The sequence below is a fragment of the Streptomyces sp. NPDC089919 genome, assembly GCF_040684615.1.
GTDB lineage: Bacteria > Actinomycetota > Actinomycetes > Streptomycetales > Streptomycetaceae > Streptomyces.
In genome coordinates, this window is the sequence record NZ_JBFBGK010000106.1 from 1 (window position 1) to 16,510 (window position 16,510).

The 16,510-nt window shown below is 73.6% G+C and carries 16 protein-coding genes; 4 read left to right on the plus strand and 12 right to left on the minus strand.

Translation table 11 applies throughout. The annotated features are described in order from the left end of the window. Window positions 1–90: 90 nt before the first annotated feature. The 3 genes from AB0O40_RS30895 to AB0O40_RS30905 all read right to left on the minus strand — a co-directional run bounded on the left by AB0O40_RS30895 (window position 91) and on the right by AB0O40_RS30905 (window position 3,745). Window positions 91–1,371, minus strand: a complete 1,281-nt coding sequence (locus AB0O40_RS30895) for a hypothetical protein (RefSeq protein WP_365048557.1) — start codon at window positions 1,369–1,371, stop codon at window positions 91–93. 230 nt (window positions 1,372–1,601) lie between these two features. After that, window positions 1,602–2,951 (minus strand): S8 family peptidase, encoded by a 1,350-nt coding sequence (locus AB0O40_RS30900; RefSeq protein WP_365048558.1) that lies wholly within the window; start codon window positions 2,949–2,951, stop codon window positions 1,602–1,604. A 71-nt stretch (window positions 2,952–3,022) separates the two neighbouring features. Then, complete coding sequence (locus AB0O40_RS30905) at window positions 3,023–3,745, minus strand: 4'-phosphopantetheinyl transferase superfamily protein (protein WP_365048559.1); 723 nt, start codon at window positions 3,743–3,745, stop codon at window positions 3,023–3,025. A gap of 86 nt (window positions 3,746–3,831) precedes the next feature. Here AB0O40_RS30905 and AB0O40_RS30910 point away from each other — a divergent pair, with 86 nt between their 5' ends. After that, window positions 3,832–5,478: a histidine kinase gene (locus AB0O40_RS30910; protein WP_365048560.1), complete on the plus strand. Its 1,647-nt coding sequence runs from the start codon at window positions 3,832–3,834 to the stop codon at window positions 5,476–5,478. Continuing rightward, window positions 5,475–6,146, plus strand: a complete 672-nt coding sequence (locus tag AB0O40_RS30915; protein ID WP_365048562.1) for a response regulator transcription factor — start codon at window positions 5,475–5,477, stop codon at window positions 6,144–6,146. The genes AB0O40_RS30910 and AB0O40_RS30915 overlap by 4 nt, the downstream gene beginning before the upstream one ends. A 41-nt stretch (window positions 6,147–6,187) precedes the next feature. Here the strand turns inward: AB0O40_RS30915 and AB0O40_RS30920 are convergent, their stop codons facing one another. The 9 genes from AB0O40_RS30920 to iolC all read right to left on the minus strand — a co-directional run bounded on the left by AB0O40_RS30920 (window position 6,188) and on the right by iolC (window position 14,346). Further along, window positions 6,188–6,619: a hypothetical protein gene (locus tag AB0O40_RS30920; protein WP_365048564.1), complete on the minus strand. Its 432-nt coding sequence runs from the start codon at window positions 6,617–6,619 to the stop codon at window positions 6,188–6,190. A gap of 72 nt (window positions 6,620–6,691) precedes the next feature. After that, window positions 6,692–7,132, minus strand: a complete 441-nt coding sequence (locus tag AB0O40_RS30925) for a hypothetical protein (RefSeq protein ID WP_365048566.1) — start codon at window positions 7,130–7,132, stop codon at window positions 6,692–6,694. A gap of 284 nt (window positions 7,133–7,416) precedes the next feature. Further along, window positions 7,417–8,265 carry a helix-turn-helix transcriptional regulator gene (locus AB0O40_RS30930; protein WP_365048568.1) on the minus strand — a complete coding sequence of 283 codons (849 nt, stop codon included), beginning with the start codon at window positions 8,263–8,265 and terminating at the stop codon, window positions 7,417–7,419. A 15-nt stretch (window positions 8,266–8,280) separates the two neighbouring features. Beyond that, entirely contained in the window at window positions 8,281–8,808 is a 528-nt protein-coding gene (locus AB0O40_RS30935; RefSeq protein WP_365048570.1) for a DUF6879 family protein, read from the minus strand. Further along, a complete protein-coding gene (locus AB0O40_RS30940; RefSeq protein ID WP_365048572.1) occupies window positions 8,786–9,013 on the minus strand; it encodes a hypothetical protein in 228 nt (75 codons plus the stop codon). Before AB0O40_RS30940 ends, AB0O40_RS30935 begins: the two co-directional genes overlap by 23 nt. Window positions 9,014–9,208: 195 nt before the next feature. Beyond that, entirely contained in the window at window positions 9,209–10,708 is a 1,500-nt protein-coding gene (locus AB0O40_RS30945) for a CoA-acylating methylmalonate-semialdehyde dehydrogenase (protein WP_365048573.1), read from the minus strand. Between the two features lie 10 nt (window positions 10,709–10,718). Continuing rightward, the gene (gene iolD, locus AB0O40_RS30950) at window positions 10,719–12,587 is read right to left on the minus strand and encodes a 3D-(3,5/4)-trihydroxycyclohexane-1,2-dione acylhydrolase (decyclizing) (RefSeq protein ID WP_365048575.1); all 1,869 of its coding nucleotides are present in this window, start codon (window positions 12,585–12,587) and stop codon (window positions 10,719–10,721) included. Further along, window positions 12,584–13,405 (minus strand): 5-deoxy-glucuronate isomerase, encoded by an 822-nt coding sequence (gene iolB / locus AB0O40_RS30955; protein ID WP_365048577.1) that lies wholly within the window; start codon window positions 13,403–13,405, stop codon window positions 12,584–12,586. The genes iolD and iolB overlap by 4 nt, the downstream gene beginning before the upstream one ends. Further along, window positions 13,402–14,346 carry a 5-dehydro-2-deoxygluconokinase gene (gene iolC, locus AB0O40_RS30960; protein WP_365048579.1) on the minus strand — a complete coding sequence of 315 codons (945 nt, stop codon included), beginning with the start codon at window positions 14,344–14,346 and terminating at the stop codon, window positions 13,402–13,404. The genes iolB and iolC overlap by 4 nt, the downstream gene beginning before the upstream one ends. Before the next feature lie 40 nt (window positions 14,347–14,386). Between iolC and AB0O40_RS30965 the strand changes: the two genes are divergently transcribed. Both AB0O40_RS30965 and AB0O40_RS30970 read left to right on the plus strand, forming a co-directional pair. Continuing rightward, the gene (locus AB0O40_RS30965) at window positions 14,387–15,301 is read left to right on the plus strand and encodes a sugar phosphate isomerase/epimerase (RefSeq protein ID WP_365048581.1); all 915 of its coding nucleotides are present in this window, start codon (window positions 14,387–14,389) and stop codon (window positions 15,299–15,301) included. Between the two features lie 63 nt (window positions 15,302–15,364). After that, window positions 15,365–16,378: a Gfo/Idh/MocA family oxidoreductase gene (locus tag AB0O40_RS30970; protein WP_365048583.1), complete on the plus strand. Its 1,014-nt coding sequence runs from the start codon at window positions 15,365–15,367 to the stop codon at window positions 16,376–16,378. Window positions 16,379–16,510 lie beyond the last annotated feature (132 nt).

Sequence of the window (16,510 nt, forward strand, 5' to 3'; positions counted from 1 at the left end):
CGCAGCACCTGCGCCGCGCCCTTGCGGCGGTCGTCGGTGGGGACGGTGCGGACCCGGTAGCCGCCCTCGGGGTGCTCAGAGAGCGCGGGATCAGGCGATCGAGAAGGTCACGACCGACTGGTAGGTGTCCGCGAACATGAAGGCGGGCAGCTGGATCATCGCGCCGCCGCCGACGGCGAACTCACCACCGGTGAGCTCGTCCCCGCCGGGCGCCTGGGAGGCCACCTTGAGCGGGACGTCGGTGATCGCACCCGGGGCACCCGCGGAGCAGGCGCTCGGGCTGTCCGGGTTGGTCACGGTGCAGACCGGCTGGATACCCAGCCCGGCCGTGGCCATCGCGTGGCCGGTGGCCGCGTTCAGGAACGGCGTACGGGTCACCGTCAGGTCCCAGCCGAGGCTGCCGCCGCGGAAGTCCTGCACGGTGGCCGCGTTGAAGGCGCCCACCACCGACTGCTTCTTGCCGTTGATGGTGATCGCACCGAAGTCCAGCGTCGGCAGTCCGGCCGTCGGGCCGAGCGCCAGCGGGCCGGGCAGCACCTCGATGTCGACCGGGTGCGGCACGCCCACGACCGGCGCGATGTAGCTGAAGGGCTTACCCGGCGCAGAACCGATCCGGACGTTGTCGGCCTTCTTGGTGACGGTCAGGTTGCAGGTGGCGACGCCGGCCGCGTCCGCCGTACCGGTGCCGGTGTCACCGGTGTCCACGCCCGCCAGGGACGCGGCGCAGGTGACCGGACCGGCGGCGAAGTTGGCGCCGGTCGCGACCACGGCGGTGCCCGGGCCGCCGCTGTTGGGCGTCAGCTTGGTGGTGACCGGGTCCTTCGGAAGGGCCTCGACCGCGATGGAGCCGACCGACGCACTGGGCCGCGGCTGCGGGATGCAGGTGGTCGTGTACGTCACCCCGCCGAGCACCGCGTCCGTGACGGCCTGGTCCATCTTGAGGTCGAGGGTGGTGCCCTCGGTGCCGTCGGGGACGGTCAGGTTGGCGGTGAACGGCTTGGCGTCCAGCGGCACGCCCGCCACCACGGAGACCGACTCGACCGGGCTGGTCAGCACGACCGCCTTGCCCGCCACGATCAGGGTGATCTTCGTGGTGTTGTCGGTGGTGACGCTGAAGGCGGGGATCAGGGGGCTCGGGCCCGGGTCGATCGTGACGGGCACGCTGTCGCCGGCCTTGGCACCGTCGGGGACGGTGACCGTGAAGTTCTGGTTCCCGGAGCCGTCGGACTGCGGCGCGGGGGCGTCGCAGTTCATGAAGATCGCGGTCGTCTTGGTGGCCGCCTGCGCCGTGCCCGCCAGGCCCACCACGCCACCCGCCAGCACCAGGGAGAGGGCGCCCGCCCCGGCAAGGATTCTTCGTCGGTAACTCACTTCGGTCGCGACTCCTTCGTCATGACGAGTCCCTCCCCCCACCCGCTGTGACGGGGAGGTCGAGCCGGTGCGGTGGCCGACATTGACGCGTCGCGGTGATGAGAAGTCAATGACTTGTATTCGACGGAAGCACACAGAAATTGATGTCCCATCAGGGCCGGACAGGACGGCGGCCCGCACGGGCGCGGAGACCGTACGGGCCGGGCCGGGTGGGCCGCCGGGCGGGCGGCTCAGGGCAGGGTGTGGAGCAGCCGGTTCGCGGTGCCGGTGGGCACGAGGGTGAGCTGGTCCTCGGTGCTGCGGGCCAGCAGCGCGGCGGCCACCTCGGCGGGCGTGGCAGCAGGGTGCGCGGCCAGCTCGAGCGCGGCCGCACCGGCGACGTGCGGGGACGCCATGGAGGTGCCGGAGGCGGTGGCGTACTGGCCCGGGGTCTTCCAGGCGGAGGTGACGGAGACGCCCGGAGCGTAGAGATCCAGACAGGCGCCGGAGTTGGAGAAGGAAGCGGCCCGGTCCTCCCGGTCGCTGGCCCCGACGGTCAGTACCTGCGGCACGGACGCGGGCGAGGTCAGGCAGGCGTCCGCGCCGTCGTTGCCCGCCGCGACGGCGTACGTGATGCCCCGGGCCACCGAGTTGGCGACCGCCTGGTTCATCGCCCGGCTGTACGAGCCGCCCATGCTGATGTTGGCCACGGCCGGGGCGGTGGCGGTCCGGCTCACCCAGTCGATGCCGGCCAGCACGTCCGAACCGGTCGCCGAGCCGCGGCAGTCGGCGACCTGCACGGCCACCAGCTTGACGCCCTTGGCCACGCCGTAGCGGGTGCCGCCGATGGTGGCGGCCACGTGCGTGCCGTGGCCGTTGCAGTCCCCGGCGGTCAGCCGCCGGGAGGCCACGAAGCCGGTGCTCGCCCGGCCGCCGAACTCCTCGTGACCGGCCTGGACGCCGGTGTCGATGACGTACGCGGTGACGTTCGCGGCCTCCGTGGTGTAGCCGTAGGTGGTGGACAGCGGCAGCGCCCGCTGGTCGATCCGGTCCAGCGCCCAGGGCGCGTCCGTCTCGACCGTCACGACGGGAGCGGGCAGCGGGTCCGGGTCCGGTACCGGCGCCGGATCCGGTACGGGCACGGGTACGGGCGCCGGGGCCGGGGCGGGGAGCAGCGAGGGGGCGGGCTCGGGGCGGGCCGGGGCGGGGGCGTCACCGGGGGCCGGGTCGTCGGGGTCGGTGGCGTCCGCGCGTGCCGGGGCCGGGTCGTCGAGGACGTGCAGGACCGGGTCGGGCTCCACGTACGCGACCCGGGGGTCGGCGGCCAGCTCGGCGGCCCGGGCGCCGGTCATCCGGGCGGCGAAGCCGTGGACGGCGCTCTCGTAGACGTGGGCCACGTCGGTGCCGGACTCGGCGGCGAGGGAGCGGGTGCCGGAGAGCGAGGCGCCGTCCTTGAGGACGACGATCCAGCTGCCGGTCGGGTCGGCCGGCGGGACGGCCGGGCCGGTGGCCCGGGCGGCGGCGGTCGGCAGGCCGCCGGCCAGCAGCGCGGCGCCGAGCAGGGCGAGGGCCCCCAGGCGGGGGGAACGGTATCTGATCACGGCTCCGATGCTCGGCGAGCCGGTGCCGAGCGCCCCCGAGGCGCCCCCGGTGGCCCCCGGGCGCCACCCGATCAGTCGCCGGGCGGGGGCCCGCCGGCCCGGTCGGCCGGGGCCGCCACCGACACCGCGGCCGCGTACCCGGCCGGGCAGGGGGCGTCGTACAGGGTCCAGCCGGGGACGGCCGCCGGGAGCGGGCCGCAGCCCAGGTAGGGCTCGGCCATCCCGCCGGCCAGCCCCAGGCCGGTGCCCTTCAGGTAGGCCTCCTTGCGGGCCCAGAGCCGGCCCATGGCCGCCGGCCGGGCCCCGGCCGGCAGGGCCGTCAGCTCCGCCTGCTCCCGCGGGTGCACGGTCCGCAGCAGGTCCTCGGTCACCTCGGCGCCGGGCAGGGCCTCCACGTCCACGCCCACCGGCACCTGCGCGAAGCCCAGCAGGGCCACCGTCCCGCTGTGCGAGAGCGAGAAGTGCAGCCCGCCACCCGCCACCGCGGGCCGCCCGTGCGGCTCCCCGCAGCCGGGGCAGGGCTCCCGTACGAAGATCACGGCCGCGGGCGCGCGGTCCAGGTAGGCCCCCAGCAGCAGCCGCAGCGCCACGTGCGCGGCCCGGTAGCGGTGCCCCAGCTCCGGGAAGCGGAAGGAGGCCGCCCGGTCGCGTTCCTCGGCGTCCAGCAGCGCGTCGTCCACCGGGTGGCCGCCGAGCCGCCCGGCCGTGGTGTCCACCTCCCACAGGGCCACCGCGCCGCCGGCCGGCGACTCTCCGGCCACCAGGGGCTCCGCACGCAACACCGAACTGATCATGGCCCGATGGTATGTCTTTCGGCAGAGAGCGGTTTCGGTCGCGAGGGGGATGAGCGGCGTCCGCTATGGCCCGGATAATCCTCATCATGGCCAGCCCCTCCGTACGCCCCCTCGTGCGCCCGCTCGCCGAGGCCGCGGCCGGGGCGCTCGTCTTCGCCGTCACCTACACCGTGCTGCGCGGCTCCGGTGCCGGGACCGTGCTGCCGCACCGGCTCAAGGCCCTCTGCCTGCTGGCCGCGCTCGCCCTGTTCGTCGTACGCCGGCGCTTCCCGGCGCTGAGCCTGCTCGGCATGGGCGCCCTGCTCGGGCCGCTCTCCTCGCTCGGCATGCTCGCCGCCGCCACCGCCTACACCACCGCCCGCCGGCTCCCCGGGGTCCGGCGCACCGCCGCGCTGCTGCTGGCGGCCGGCGCGCTGTGCGTGTGCACGGCCGCCCTCGCCGCGCCCCGGCAGGGCATCGGCTCCCTCCAGTACGGCCTGACCATCGGCGGCGTGGTGGCCGGCATCAGCGTCCTGGTCCCCGGGCTGGCCGGCACCTCGGCCGGTCAGCAGGACCGGCTGCTGGCCGCGCTGCGCGAGCGGACCGCCAGCGCCGAGGAGGCCTCCCGCAGCCAGGAACGCACCCGGATCGCGGCCGAGATGCACGACCTGGTCGGCCACCGCCTCAGCCTCATCTCCCTGCACGCCGGCGGCCTGGAGATGGCCCTGCGCGGCCAGCCGCCCGAGCTGCGGGAGAGCGCCGGCCAGGTCCGCCAGGCCACCCGGGACGCCATGCGGGAGCTGCGCGAAGTGCTCGGCGTGCTCGGCCCGCTGTCCCGGGACACCGGCACCGACGCCCTCACCGACGCCACCGGCACCCGCGCCGACGTGACCGCACTGGTCGAGGAGTCCCGCGGCGGGGGCATCGCCGTCTCGCTGGAGTGGACCGGCCCGGACACCGACATCCGGCGGGCCGGGGTGCGCCGGGCCCTGCACCGGGTGGTGCGCGAGGGCCTGACCAACGTCCACCGCTACGCACCCGGCTCGGTGGTGGCGGTGACCGTCTCGCACACCGACGACCTGCTGGTGGTCCGGGTGGTCAACGGCCCCCGCCCCGAACTCTCCCCGGCCGACCGGCCCGGCCCGGCCCCGGCGGGCACCGGCCGGGGGCTGTCCGGCCTGCGCGAGCGGGTCGCCCTGCTCGGCGGCACCCTGGAGTCCGGCCCCCGGCCCGGCGGCGGTTTCGGCCTCACCGCCCGGATCCCGGCCGAGCCCGAGCAGCCGGCCGGCTCCGCCACGACCGGCGGCGCGGCCCCCGCGGCCGTCCGGCACGCTCCGGGCGAGCCCTGGGGGCTGCGCGGGCCGGCCCTGCTGCGCCCGCTGCTCCAGACCGCCTCGGCACTGCTCGGCATGGCCGGGCTGGGCGCGATGCTCGTCCTGGGCCTCCGGCTCGCCGACGACCTGCGGCTGGGCGACAGCTACGCACCGCCCGAGCCGCCCCGGGTGGGCATGACCCGCTCCCAGGCCGAGCGCGCCGGCCCCATCGACTACGACCTCGCCAGGGCGGCCGCCGCGGGACACGAGCCCCGCCGCCCGCCGGGCGCCACCGAGTGCGTCTTCCCGTACGGCTTCGACCGGGTCGGCACGGACTCCGTCCGGCTGACCCGCTACTGCTTCACCGGCGACATCCTGACCAGCATCGACCGCTTCGACGTGCCGCTGGCACCGCGGGGCGACCACAGGAGCACCCCATGACCCCCGACCGCATCGCCGCCCCCGTCCGCGTGCTGCTGGCCGACGACGAGCAGATGATCCGCACCGGCGTCCGCCTGATCCTGCGGCACGCCGAGGGCATCGACGTGGTGGCCGAGGCCGTCGACGGCGCCCAGGCGGTGGAGCTCGCGGCCGTGCACCGGCCGGACGTGGTGCTCCTCGACATCCGGATGCCCCGGCTCGACGGGCTCGCCGCCATCGCCCCGCTCACCGCCCTGGACCCGGCGCCGAAGGTGGTCATGCTGACGACCTTCGGCGACGAGGAGAACGTGCTGCGCGCGCTGGAGGCCGGGGCGGCGGGCTTCCTGCTCAAGGACGAGGGCCCCGACGAACTGATCAGCGCCGTCCGCTCGGCCGCCGCGGGGGACGCCGTGCTCTCCCCGGGGGTCACCGGCACGGTCATCCAGCGGATGCTCGGCGCCGGGATCCGGCGCCCGGTCCGCGACGAGCGGATCGCGGGCCTCACCGACCGCGAGCGGGAGGTCCTGGTGATGCTCGGCGAGGGCCTGCCCAACTCCGAGATCGCCGCCCGCCTGGGCATCGGCGTCGGCACGGTCAAGACCCACGTCGGCTCCATCCTGGACAAGACCGGCACCGCCAGCCGCGTCCAGGCCGCCCTCCTCGCCCACCAGTCGGGCCTGCTGCCCTGAGGCGGGGGCTCCGACCACCGCGCGCCAGCGCCGTACTGGTGTCAGGCCCGGTACGCGGTCGGGTGCTCTGCCACCTGTTCCGGGGTCAGGCCCTCCACGGCCATGTTCCCGGTCCAGAGGTGATCCCGGTTGGCATAGGTCACGGCGAAGGCAACGCGCTTCCCGCCGGGCTCGAGCCTCCATTCCTGCCGGTCGAACCGGGCGATGCGGTCGCTGCCGCAGACGAGCGAGCGGGTGGCCTGGGTCAGGACCCACTGCGCGTGTTCGACCTCCGAAGCGGTGGACCGTCCGCACGTCCGGGCCATGCTCCACAGCCGGGGCCATTCGACGCCCGGCGTCAGGGGGCCGATGACGGCCACGTCCCCCAGCCGTCGTTCGTCCAGGTGGTGCGTCGCGTATCCGAAGACCACACCGAACATGGAGAACACCGTGACGCGGCCACGGCCGGTCAGCCCCTCGTCGTTCGTTGCCATTGGTGGAACCCTTGGGCCTGATGCGGCCCGGGGCGCAATGCCGGCGCCCCGGGCCGCGTCGTTCGGAGTGGATCAGCAGCCGTCGCCGTCACCGCAGCAGGCCGGGGGGTTGCACTCCTTCGCGGAGCCCCACAGCGTCTCGTCGACGAAGAACCCGCCCGCCTTCACGCGGTCCACCACACGACCGATCCTCGGACGCGTGCGTACCGTGGCGCCGGGCTCGTGGCCGAGGAAGAACCCGAACTGCTCGTCACACCAGGCGGCGTACGCCTGTGTGTGGAGCACGAACGAGTGCCATCCGGGGTCCACGACGTCCGACGGGGTCATGTCGAACGCGCGGGTGTCGCCCATGACCTTGAGGAAGGCAAGGGCCTGGTCCACGATCCTGCGCGCCATGGACAGCTCGTGTCCGTACTCCCCGGCGCAGAACCGGGACACCTTCTCGAACAACTCGGGACCGACCAGGTCCCGCCCGCGCCGTACGGCGACGGGGATCTCCAGCATGGTGGTCATGTGCACCTCCTGTCAGGTTGGGTCAGGCTGCGGGCGGAGGCGGCCACGTGTCGCCGCCTTCCCCGGACTTGTCGCCTGGGTCGCTCATTGCTTCACCTCCCCTCGCTCGCCCGGTCGGGGGACCGCCTCCAGCCGCAAGGGCAGCGTGACGGGGGCTTCCTGCCACGCATTGGGTTCGGACGCCGTCACGCTGCGCGACCTCCCGATCGCATCCGAGGTCGATGTCACGACCGTAGGGAGGGGGCTGCTGCAGGCTCAACGAACTTGCATGACCTTGCAGGTCATCACCCGAGTGCGGCGATGGACTCCGCGATCAACGCGCGGGCCGGGCGTCCGTGACAGCCCAGTTTGGCCAGCTCGGCAAACATGCGCGCGTAGGTCTGGATCTCGCTTGGCTGCTTCACGGTGACCTGCGCCGTGGCGAGCTCGATGATCACCTGGGAATCGTCGTAGATCCAGAAGCCTTCGACCGGCCACATGACCCGTTCTGCGGTCATGGGGATGACACCGAGGCTGACGTTCGGCAGTACCGCTATCTGGAGCAGGTGACCAAGTTGGGCGGCCATCACTCCGGGCCCCCCGAAGCGAGAGCGCAGCGCGGACTCCTCCAGCACGATCGCGAAATGGCGGTGTGCGTCATGGAGGTAGCGCTGCCGGAGCATGCGCACCGTGACCGCGGCCTCGACGTCGTCGGGGATCTGACGAAACGTGACGATGCGATGCATGATCGCGGTGGCGTAGTCGGCCGTCTGGAGAAGGCCCGGGATCACCCCCGGCTCATAGACGCGGAAGCGGCTCGTGCGGGCGTACAAGGGCACATGGGCCTCTTGGGCATGCTTGAGGCCGGCTCGCTGCAAGCGCTTCCATTCCACGTACATCTCGTCGATGCCGTGTGCCGTGGCGCGTAGGTCTTCGTACTCCTGCGGAACACCGCAGATGGTGACGTAGGCGAGGAGGTCTTGGTCCGAGGGCGGCGTTCTGCCGTTCTCGATGCGAGAGGCCTTCGACTCGCTCCAACCCGCACGCGCGGCCAGCGCCCGCGCTGTCAGACCGGTCGGCTTGCGCATGTCTCGCAGCCGCCTGCCGAGCGCAACACGGGCGTCCTGGACCGCAGATGAAGGTGGCCTGTTCACTGAGATTCGAGCGCGTCAGGTGGGCTGGTACGCCGAGTGCGGCGTGGCTCGTTCCCAGACAGCTTCGAACGCGCCGATGCACAGCTTCAGGATCGCCGGATCCTCGGTCATCTCCAACCAGTCGCCCGGGGCGCTCTCGCCGTTCCCGTCGAAGTGCAGGACAAGAACACTTGTGTTGTCGAAGACCCAGAAGTCGTTGCCCGGGAAGGCGATATCAGTGGCGTTCCGTCGCGGAAGCCACCTGATTTCCTCCCCGGCCTTCACGTTGGCGTCCGAGACGTGGTGCTCGAACCGGAGGTAGTCCGATTCCGGGACAGAGAACACACGGGCGCGACGAACGGACACGCCCCTGTCGGTGGCGCTGCGGACCCACTTCAACCAGTGGCGCAACTCCGGATCGTTGTCTTCGGGGAGGTCGCGGAGGCCCCGCTTCCAGGCAATGAAGCTGGGATCCGACTCCATGTAGCCGTCCCGCATCTCCAGGTGGATCGCGCTGCGCTCGGTCGAAGCGAGAAGCTGCTCAAACGACGGAACCGTCGGCACCCTTGACCTCCAGGAAGAACTGCACCATACGTCGCGGCAGCTCGATGACATCCTCATGATCGGGGATGTCCATCAGTCGCCTGCGTGCCGCGTCCGTCACCTTGAACCCCTGCACCAGGTACGTGTCAGTGGCGTCGTCCAGGTAGATCGTGGGCGAGCCGCCGTCCTTGCTCTCAGGGTCCTTGCCCAGCTTGTGCAGAGCCATGGTGTCCTCCTCGCTCGGGCTGACGATCGCGCTCTGAAAGCTTGCTCTGCCGGCACTCCCCAGCGCACCGGACTTGCACGAACTTGCACACCGGACGGCCCTGCCCGGCCGGAACCCGCCGGGCGGGCCCCGGACGGCAGGAACCCCCGGCCGGTGAGGGGTGGCCGGGGGTTCTGCGGTGCGGGGAGGCGGGCGTCAGTGGTTGCGGGGGAAGCCGAGGTCGACGCCGGCGGGGGCCTCGGAGGGGTCGGGCCAGCGGGTGGTGACGACCTTGCCGCGGGTGTAGAAGTGGATGCCGTCGTTGCCGTAGATGTGGTGGTCGCCGAAGAGCGAGTCCTTCCAGCCGCCGAAGGAGTGGTAGCCCACCGGCACCGGGATCGGGACGTTGACGCCGACCATGCCGGCCTGGATCTCCAGCTGGAAGCGGCGGGCCGCGCCGCCGTCGCGGGTGAAGATCGCGGTGCCGTTGCCGAACGGCGAGGCGTTGATGAGGGCCACGCCCTCCTCGTAGGTCTCGGCGCGCAGCACGCACAGCACCGGGCCGAAGATCTCGTCGCGGTAGGCGTCGGAGTCGGTCTTGACGTTGTCCAGCAGCGAGAGGCCGATCCAGTGGCCGTTCTCGAAGCCCTCGACGGTGTAGCCGGTGCCGTCCAGGACCACGTCCGCGCCCTGCTCGGCGGCGCCGTGGACGTAGGAGGCGACCTTGTCGCGGTGGGCGGCGGTGATCAGCGGGCCCATCTCGGAGGCCGGGTCCACGCCGGGGCCGATCTTGATCTTCTCGGCGCGCTCGCGGATCTTCTGGACCAGCTCGTCGCCGATGGAGCCGACGGCCACCACGGCCGAGATCGCCATGCAGCGCTCACCGGCCGAGCCGTACGCGGCGGAGACCGCGGCGTCGGCGGCGGCGTCCAGGTCGGCGTCCGGGAGGACCAGCATGTGGTTCTTGGCGCCGCCCAGGGCCTGCACGCGCTTGCCGTTGGCGGAGGCGGTGGTGTGGATGTGGCGGGCGATCGGGGTGGAGCCCACGAAGGAGACCGCGGCGATGTCCGGGTGCGACAGGAGGGCGTCGACCGCGACCTTGTCGCCGTGGACGACGTTGAGCACGCCGTCGGGCAGGCCCGCCTCGGTGGCCAGCTGGGCCAGCTTGTTGGCGGCCGAGGGGTCCTTCTCGCTCGGCTTGAGGATGAAGGTGTTGCCGCAGGCGACGGCCAGCGGGAACATCCACATCGGCACCATGGCCGGGAAGTTGAAGGGCGTGATGCCCGCGACCACGCCGAGCGGCTGGCGGATGGCGGCGACGTCCACGCGGTTGGAGACGGAGGTGGACAGCTCACCCTTGAGCTGGGTGGTGATGCCGCAGGCCAGCTCGACGATCTCCAGGCCGCGGGCGACCTCGCCCAGCGCGTCCGAGTGGACCTTGCCGTGCTCGGCGACGATCAGCTCGGCGATGGCGTCGCGGTTGGCGTCGAGCAGCGCGCGGTAGGCGAAGAGGACCTTGGTGCGGGCGGCCAGCGAGGACTGGCCCCAGCTCAGGAAGGCCTCCCGGGCCACCTGGACGGCGGCGTCGACCTCGGCGGCCGAGGCGAGCGCGACCTGGGTGGTGACCTCGCCCGTGGCCGGGTCGGTGACCGGGCCGAAGTTGCCCGACGCGCCCTCGACGGTCTTGCCACCGATCCAGTGGTTGACGGTCTTCATTGCTACTCCTTCACAGATGGCGACGTCGCGCTGCGGCTTGCCGGTCGTACTCTTCGCGTGCTCTGACGGCCGACGTACGCGTCGCGGTCTCGGCCACAGGCACATCCCACCACGCCTGTGCGGGGGGCGGGCCCGACACAGTGTCGGGCGTTTCGGTCTCCGCGTAGACACATGTGGGGAAGTCCGCCGAACGGGCCACCGCCAGGGCTTCTCGCAGGTCACGGACGGTGCGGGTGCGGATGACGGCCATCCCGAGGGAGGCCGCGTTGGCCGCCAGGTCCACCGGGAGCGGCGCCCCGGTGTACGAAGTGTCCACCCCGCGGTGCCGGTAGTCGGTTCCGAAACGCTCACCTCCCACGGACTCGGACAGGCCCCCGATGGAGGCGTACCCGTGGTTGTCCAGGATCACCACCTTGAGGGGCAGTCCTTCCTGCACGGCGGTGACCAGCTCGGTCGGGTTCATCAGGTACGAGCCGTCGCCGACCAGCGCCCACACCGGCCGGCCGGGCTCCGCGAGGCAGACCCCGAGGGCGGCCGGGATCTCGTAGCCCATGCAGGAGTAGCCGTACTCGACGTGGTACTGGCGCGGCGAGCGGGCCCGCCACAGCTTGTGGAGGTCGCCGGGGAGCGAGCCGGCGGCGTTGATCACCACGTCGTCCCCGGTGACCAGGGCGTCGAGGGCGCCGAGCACCTGGGCCTGGGTGGGGCGGGCGTCCTCGTCGGGGGCGTGGAAGGCGCGGTCGACCCGGGCCTCCCAGTCGGCCTTGGCCTTGCCGTACTCCTGCTCGTACCCGGCCGGCACGCGGTGGCCGGCCAGCTCCCGGCCGAGCGCCGCCAGGCTCTCGCGGGCGTCGCCGACCAGCGGCAGGGCGGCGAGCTTGTGGGCGTCGTACGGGTCCAGGTTGAGTCCGAGGAAGCGGACGCCGGGGTGTTGGAAGAGGGTCGCGGAGGCGGTGGTGAAGTCGGTCAGCCGGGTGCCGGCGGCGATCACCAGGTCGGCCTCCCGGGCGAGGTCGTCGGCGGTGGCGGTGCCGGTGTGGCCGACCGCGCCGACGTCGGCCGGGTGGTCGTACCGCAGGGCGCCCTTGCCGGCCTGGGTGGCGGCCACCGGGATGCCGGTGGCCGCGGCGAACTCGGCCAGGGCGGCCTCGGCGGCGCTGTGGTGGATGCCGCCGCCGGCGATGACCAGCGGGCGCTCGGCCCGGCGGACCGCCTCGGCCGCGGCGGCCAGCTCGGCGGTGTCCGGCCGGGGGCGGCGGACGGTCCAGGTCCGCTCGGCGAAGAACTCCTCGGGCCAGTCGTACGCCTCGGCCTGGACGTCCTGCGGCAGCGCGAGGGTGACGGCGCCGGTGGCCACCGGGTCGGCGAGCACCCGCATGGCCTGGAGGGCGGCCGGGATCAGCGCCTCGGGGCGGGTGATCCGGTCGAAGTACCGGGAGACCGGGCGCAGGCAGTCGTTGACCGACAGGTCGCCCGCGTACGGGACTTCGAGCTGCTGGAGGACGGGGTCGGCGGGCCGGGTGGCGAAGACGTCGCCGGGCAGCAGCAGGACCGGGATGCGGTTGACGGTGGCCAGGGCGGCGCCGGTGACGAGATTGGTGGCGCCGGGGCCGATAGAGGTGGTCACGGCGTGCGCGGAGAGCCGGCCGCGGTGCCGGGCGTACCCGACCGCGGCGTGCACCATCGACTGTTCGTTGCGGCCCTGGAGGAAGGGCATGGCCTCGGGGCCGGTCTCCAGGAGGGCCTGGCCGATGCCGGCGACGTTGCCGTGGCCGAAGATGCCCCAGGTGGCGGCGATCAGCCGGTGCCGCTCGCCGTCCCGCTCGGTGTACTGCCGGGCCAGGAAGGCGATCAGCGCCTGCGCGGTGGTGAGTCTCATCGGGGCTGCTCGCTTCCGTCGAAGGGGAGCCGGGGGTCGGTCTCCTGGCCCTTCCAGGACTCCCGGATCCAGGCGTGGTCGGGGTGGTCGCGGATCAGCCAGTCCCGCTCGGGGCCGGGGCCGGCCATGACGTTGAGGTAGTACATGTCGTGGCCGGGGGCGGCGATGGAGGGGCCGTGCCAGCCGTCGGGGATCAGCACGGCGTCGCCGGTGCGGACCTCCCGGAGGATGTCTGTCCGCCCGGTGGGGGAAGGGCTCACCCGCTGGTAGCCGAGGCCGGGGGTGCCGGCGTGGTCGGCGATCTCGTAGTAGTAGATCTCCTCCAGCAGGGACTCGTGGCCCGGGTCGTGGGCGTCGTGCTTGTGGGGCGGGTACGAGGACCAGTTGCCGCCGGGGGTCAGCACCTCGACGGCGATCAGGCGGTCGCACGCGAAGACCCCGGCCGCGGCGAAGTTGTTGACCTGCCGCGAGCAGGTCCCGGCGCCGCGCAGCTCCACGGGGACCCCCTCGGCCGGCCCGTACCGCGCCGGGAGCGTCCGCTCGCAGGGCGCCCCCGCCAGGGCGAACCGGCCGCCGTCCTCGGACATGATGCGGCTCGTGCTGCCGCGGGGCAGGTAGGCGAAGTCCGTGGTCCCGGCGAACACGTGCGCGCGTCCGCGCAGTCGGAACACCTCCGCCGCGCAGCGGACCTCGCACGCCCCCGACAGCGGGAGCAGGATCCACTCGCAGCCGCCCGCGTCGTGGGCGTACGACTCGCCCGGGGCGAGGGAGAGCACCCTCAGCCGGGCGTACGGCAAGGCGTGGTCGACGACCGTCACGACAGCATCCCCTCGATCTCCGAAAGCGTCGGCATCGCCGACGAACAGGCCAGCCGCGAGGCGACGATCGCCCCCGCCGCGTTTCCGTACCGCAGCGTCCGCTCCGGCTCCCACCCCGCCAGCAGGCCGTGGCACAGCGCGCCCCCGAAGGCGTCCCCGGCGCCCAGGCCGTTGACCACCTCGACCGGGACCGGCGGGACCTCCGCCACCCGCCCGTCGCGGTGGACGGCGAGCACGCCCTCGGGGCCCCGCTTGACCACGGCGAGCTCCACCCCGGCCGCCAGCAGCGCCCGGGCGGCGGCCCACGGGTCCCGCTCGCCGGTGGCGACCTCGCACTCGGCGGTGTTCCCGACCGCCACCGTGGCCAGCGCCAGCGCCCGGGCGTAGTGCTCGTGCGGGTCCGAACTCCACAGCATGGGGCGCCAGTCCAGGTCGAAGACGGTGGTACCGGCTCTGGAGCGGGCTTCGAGGGCGGCCAGGGTGGCGCTCCGGCTGGGCTCCTCACTCAGGCCGGTGCCGGTCATCCAGAAGATCCGCGCGGCCCGGACCGCGGCCAGGTCCAGCTCCTCGGCCCGGACCTCCAGGTCGGGGGCCTTGGGCCGGCGGTAGAAGTAGAGCGGGAAGTCGTCCGGCGGGAAGATCTCGCAGAAGGTCACCGGGGTCGGCGGCCCGGGCACCTCGGTCACCCACCGCTCGTCCACCCCGAAGCCCCGCAGCTCGGCCCGCAGATAGGCGCCGAAGGGGTCCGCGCCGGTGCGGCTGATCATGGCGACCCGGCGGCCCAGCCGGGCGGCCGCCACCGCGACGTTGGCGGGGGAGCCGCCGAGGAACTTGCCGAAGGTGTCGGCCTCGGCGAGGGACACGCCCGTCTTGAGGGGGTAGAGGTCCACCCCGATCCGGCCCATGGTGATCAGGTCGAAGGGCTCGCTGGACACTGGCATTCCTCCAAGATCGCTCATCCGGCGCGCTTAAGCTGGCCGTATGACCTCCTCCCCGCCCGCGTTGACCCGCATTCGGATCGGTTCGGCCCCGGACTCCTGGGGTGTGTGGTTCCCCGACGACCCCCGGCAGACCGGCTGGGAGCGCTTCCTCGACGAGGTCGCCGAGGCCGGCTACGAGTGGATCGAGCTGGGCCCGTACGGCTACCTCCCGACCGATCCGGCACGGCTGGCGGACGAGACGGCCGAGCGCGGCCTGCGGGTCTCGGCCGGCACCGTCTTCACCGGACTCCATCACGGGCCGCGGGTGTGGGAGGCGACCTGGGAGCACGTGTCGCGGATCGCGGAGCTGACCCGGGCCGTGGGGGCGGAGCACCTGGTGGTGATCCCGTCCTTCTGGCGCGACGACAAGACCGGGGCGGTCCTCGAGGACGCCGCGCTGACCGCCGCGCAGTGGCGTGAACTGGCCGCCGGTACCGAGCGCTTGGCGCGGGAGGTGGGCGAGCGGTACGGGCTGCGGATCCAGGTCCACCCGCACGCCGACACCCACATCGACACCCCGGAGAACGTCGCCCGCTTCCTGGACGCCACCGACCCCTCGCTGGTCTCGCTCTGCCTGGACACCGGGCACTACGCCTACTGCGGCGGCGACAGCGTCGAGCTGATCGAGGCCTACGGGGAACGGATCGGCTACCTGCACCTGAAGCAGGTCGACCCGGTGGTGCTGGCGGCGGTCCGGGCCGAGCAGGTGCCCTTCGGCCCGGCGGTGGCCCGCGGGGTGATGTGCGAGCCGCCGGCCGGGGTGCCCGAGCTGGCGCCGGTGCTGGCGGCGGCGCAGCGGCTGGGCACCGAGCTGTTCGCGATCGTCGAGCAGGACATGTACCCCTGCCCGCCGGAGCGGCCGCTGCCGATCGCCCGCCGCACCCGCGCCTATCTTCGGTCCTGCGGTCTGCGCTGAGACCGCGTCCGGACAGGGCGGACCCGCATCCGGCGGGCCCGCGCACGGCGGCGAGGGGGAACGATGAGCGGCACGCTCGGCATTGCGGTGATCGGCACGGGGAAGATGGGCGCCGACCACGTCCGCCGGCTGGACCGGCGGACCGCCGGGGCGCGGGTGGCGGCGGTGGCCGACCTGGACGGCGACCGGGTGAAGGAGATCGCCGCCGGCCTGGACGGCTGCGCGGCCTTCACCGACCCGCACGCCGCCCTGGCCGCACCCGGGGTGGAGGCGGTGCTGGTCGCCTCGCCCGGGCCGGCCCACGAGGAGATCCTGCTGGCGGCGATCGAGCGGGGGCTGCCGGTGCTGTGCGAGAAGCCGCTCACCCCCGAACCGGACGGGGCGCTGCGGGTGATGGAGGCCGAGCAGCGGGCCGGCCGGCGGCTGGTACAGGTGGGCTTCATGCGGCGGCACGACGCGGAGTACGAGCAGCTGAAGGCGCTGCTGGCGACGGGTGCGCTGGGCCGGCCGCTCTTCCTGCACTGCCGCCACCGCAACGCCTCCTCGCCGTCCTTCTTCACCAGCGACATGCTGATCAGCGACTCGGTGGTGCACGAGGTGGACGCGGCGCGCTGGCTGCTGGACCAGGAGGTCACCGCGGTGACGGTGCTCTCCCCGGCGCCCTCCGGTGCGGCGCCGGAGGGGCTGCGCGATCCCCAGCTGGTGCTGCTGGAGACCTCGGGCGGGGCGATCGTGGACGTGGAGATCTTCGTCAACTGCGGCTTCGGCTACCAGGTGGTGTGCGAGGCGGTGGGCGAGTCGGGCAGCGCCCGCATCGGGGACGGGCAGTCGGTGCTGGTGCAGTCCGCGGGCCGCTGGGGCGGCGAGATCGCCCAGGACTACACGGTCCGCTTCGCCGACGCCTACGACCGGCAGGTGCGGCGCTGGGTCGACGCCACCCGCCGGGGACGGGTGACCGGCCCGAGCGCCTGGGACGGCTACGCGGCCGCGGCCGTCAGCGAGGCCGGCCTGGCCGCCCGCCGCACCGGCACCCGCACGCCCGTCGTCCTCGCGCCCCGACCGGAGCTGTACGCCTGACGGAGGCCCGGGCCCGAGCCGTCCGCCCGACGGACGCCCGGGCCAAACCGGCCGGCAGGGCGCCTGCTGCCGGGGCGGCCCCGCCACCCGTGCTCGTACCACCGGCCGGCCCGCGGTATGCGTGATCGCCCC

What these genes read in the sequence shown, in the direction of transcription:
- AB0O40_RS30965 (WP_365048581.1), top strand. Translation starts at nt 14,387, where the DNA reads ATGACCTCCTCCCCGCCCGCGTTGACCCGCATTCGGATCGGTTCGGCC.
- AB0O40_RS30905 (WP_365048559.1), bottom strand. Translation starts at nt 3,745, where the DNA reads ATGATCAGTTCGGTGTTGCGTGCGGAGCCCCTGGTGGCCGGAGAGTCG.
- AB0O40_RS30970 (WP_365048583.1), top strand. Translation starts at nt 15,365, where the DNA reads ATGAGCGGCACGCTCGGCATTGCGGTGATCGGCACGGGGAAGATGGGC.
- AB0O40_RS30945 (WP_365048573.1), bottom strand. Translation starts at nt 10,708, where the DNA reads ATGAAGACCGTCAACCACTGGATCGGTGGCAAGACCGTCGAGGGCGCG.
- iolC (WP_365048579.1), bottom strand. Translation starts at nt 14,346, where the DNA reads ATGCCAGTGTCCAGCGAGCCCTTCGACCTGATCACCATGGGCCGGATC.
- AB0O40_RS30925 (WP_365048566.1), bottom strand. Translation starts at nt 7,132, where the DNA reads ATGACCACCATGCTGGAGATCCCCGTCGCCGTACGGCGCGGGCGGGAC.
- AB0O40_RS30920 (WP_365048564.1), bottom strand. Translation starts at nt 6,619, where the DNA reads ATGGCAACGAACGACGAGGGGCTGACCGGCCGTGGCCGCGTCACGGTG.
- AB0O40_RS30915 (WP_365048562.1), top strand. Translation starts at nt 5,475, where the DNA reads ATGACCCCCGACCGCATCGCCGCCCCCGTCCGCGTGCTGCTGGCCGAC.
- AB0O40_RS30910 (WP_365048560.1), top strand. Translation starts at nt 3,832, where the DNA reads ATGGCCAGCCCCTCCGTACGCCCCCTCGTGCGCCCGCTCGCCGAGGCC.
- iolD (WP_365048575.1), bottom strand. Translation starts at nt 12,587, where the DNA reads ATGAGACTCACCACCGCGCAGGCGCTGATCGCCTTCCTGGCCCGGCAG.
- AB0O40_RS30940 (WP_365048572.1), bottom strand. Translation starts at nt 9,013, where the DNA reads ATGGCTCTGCACAAGCTGGGCAAGGACCCTGAGAGCAAGGACGGCGGC.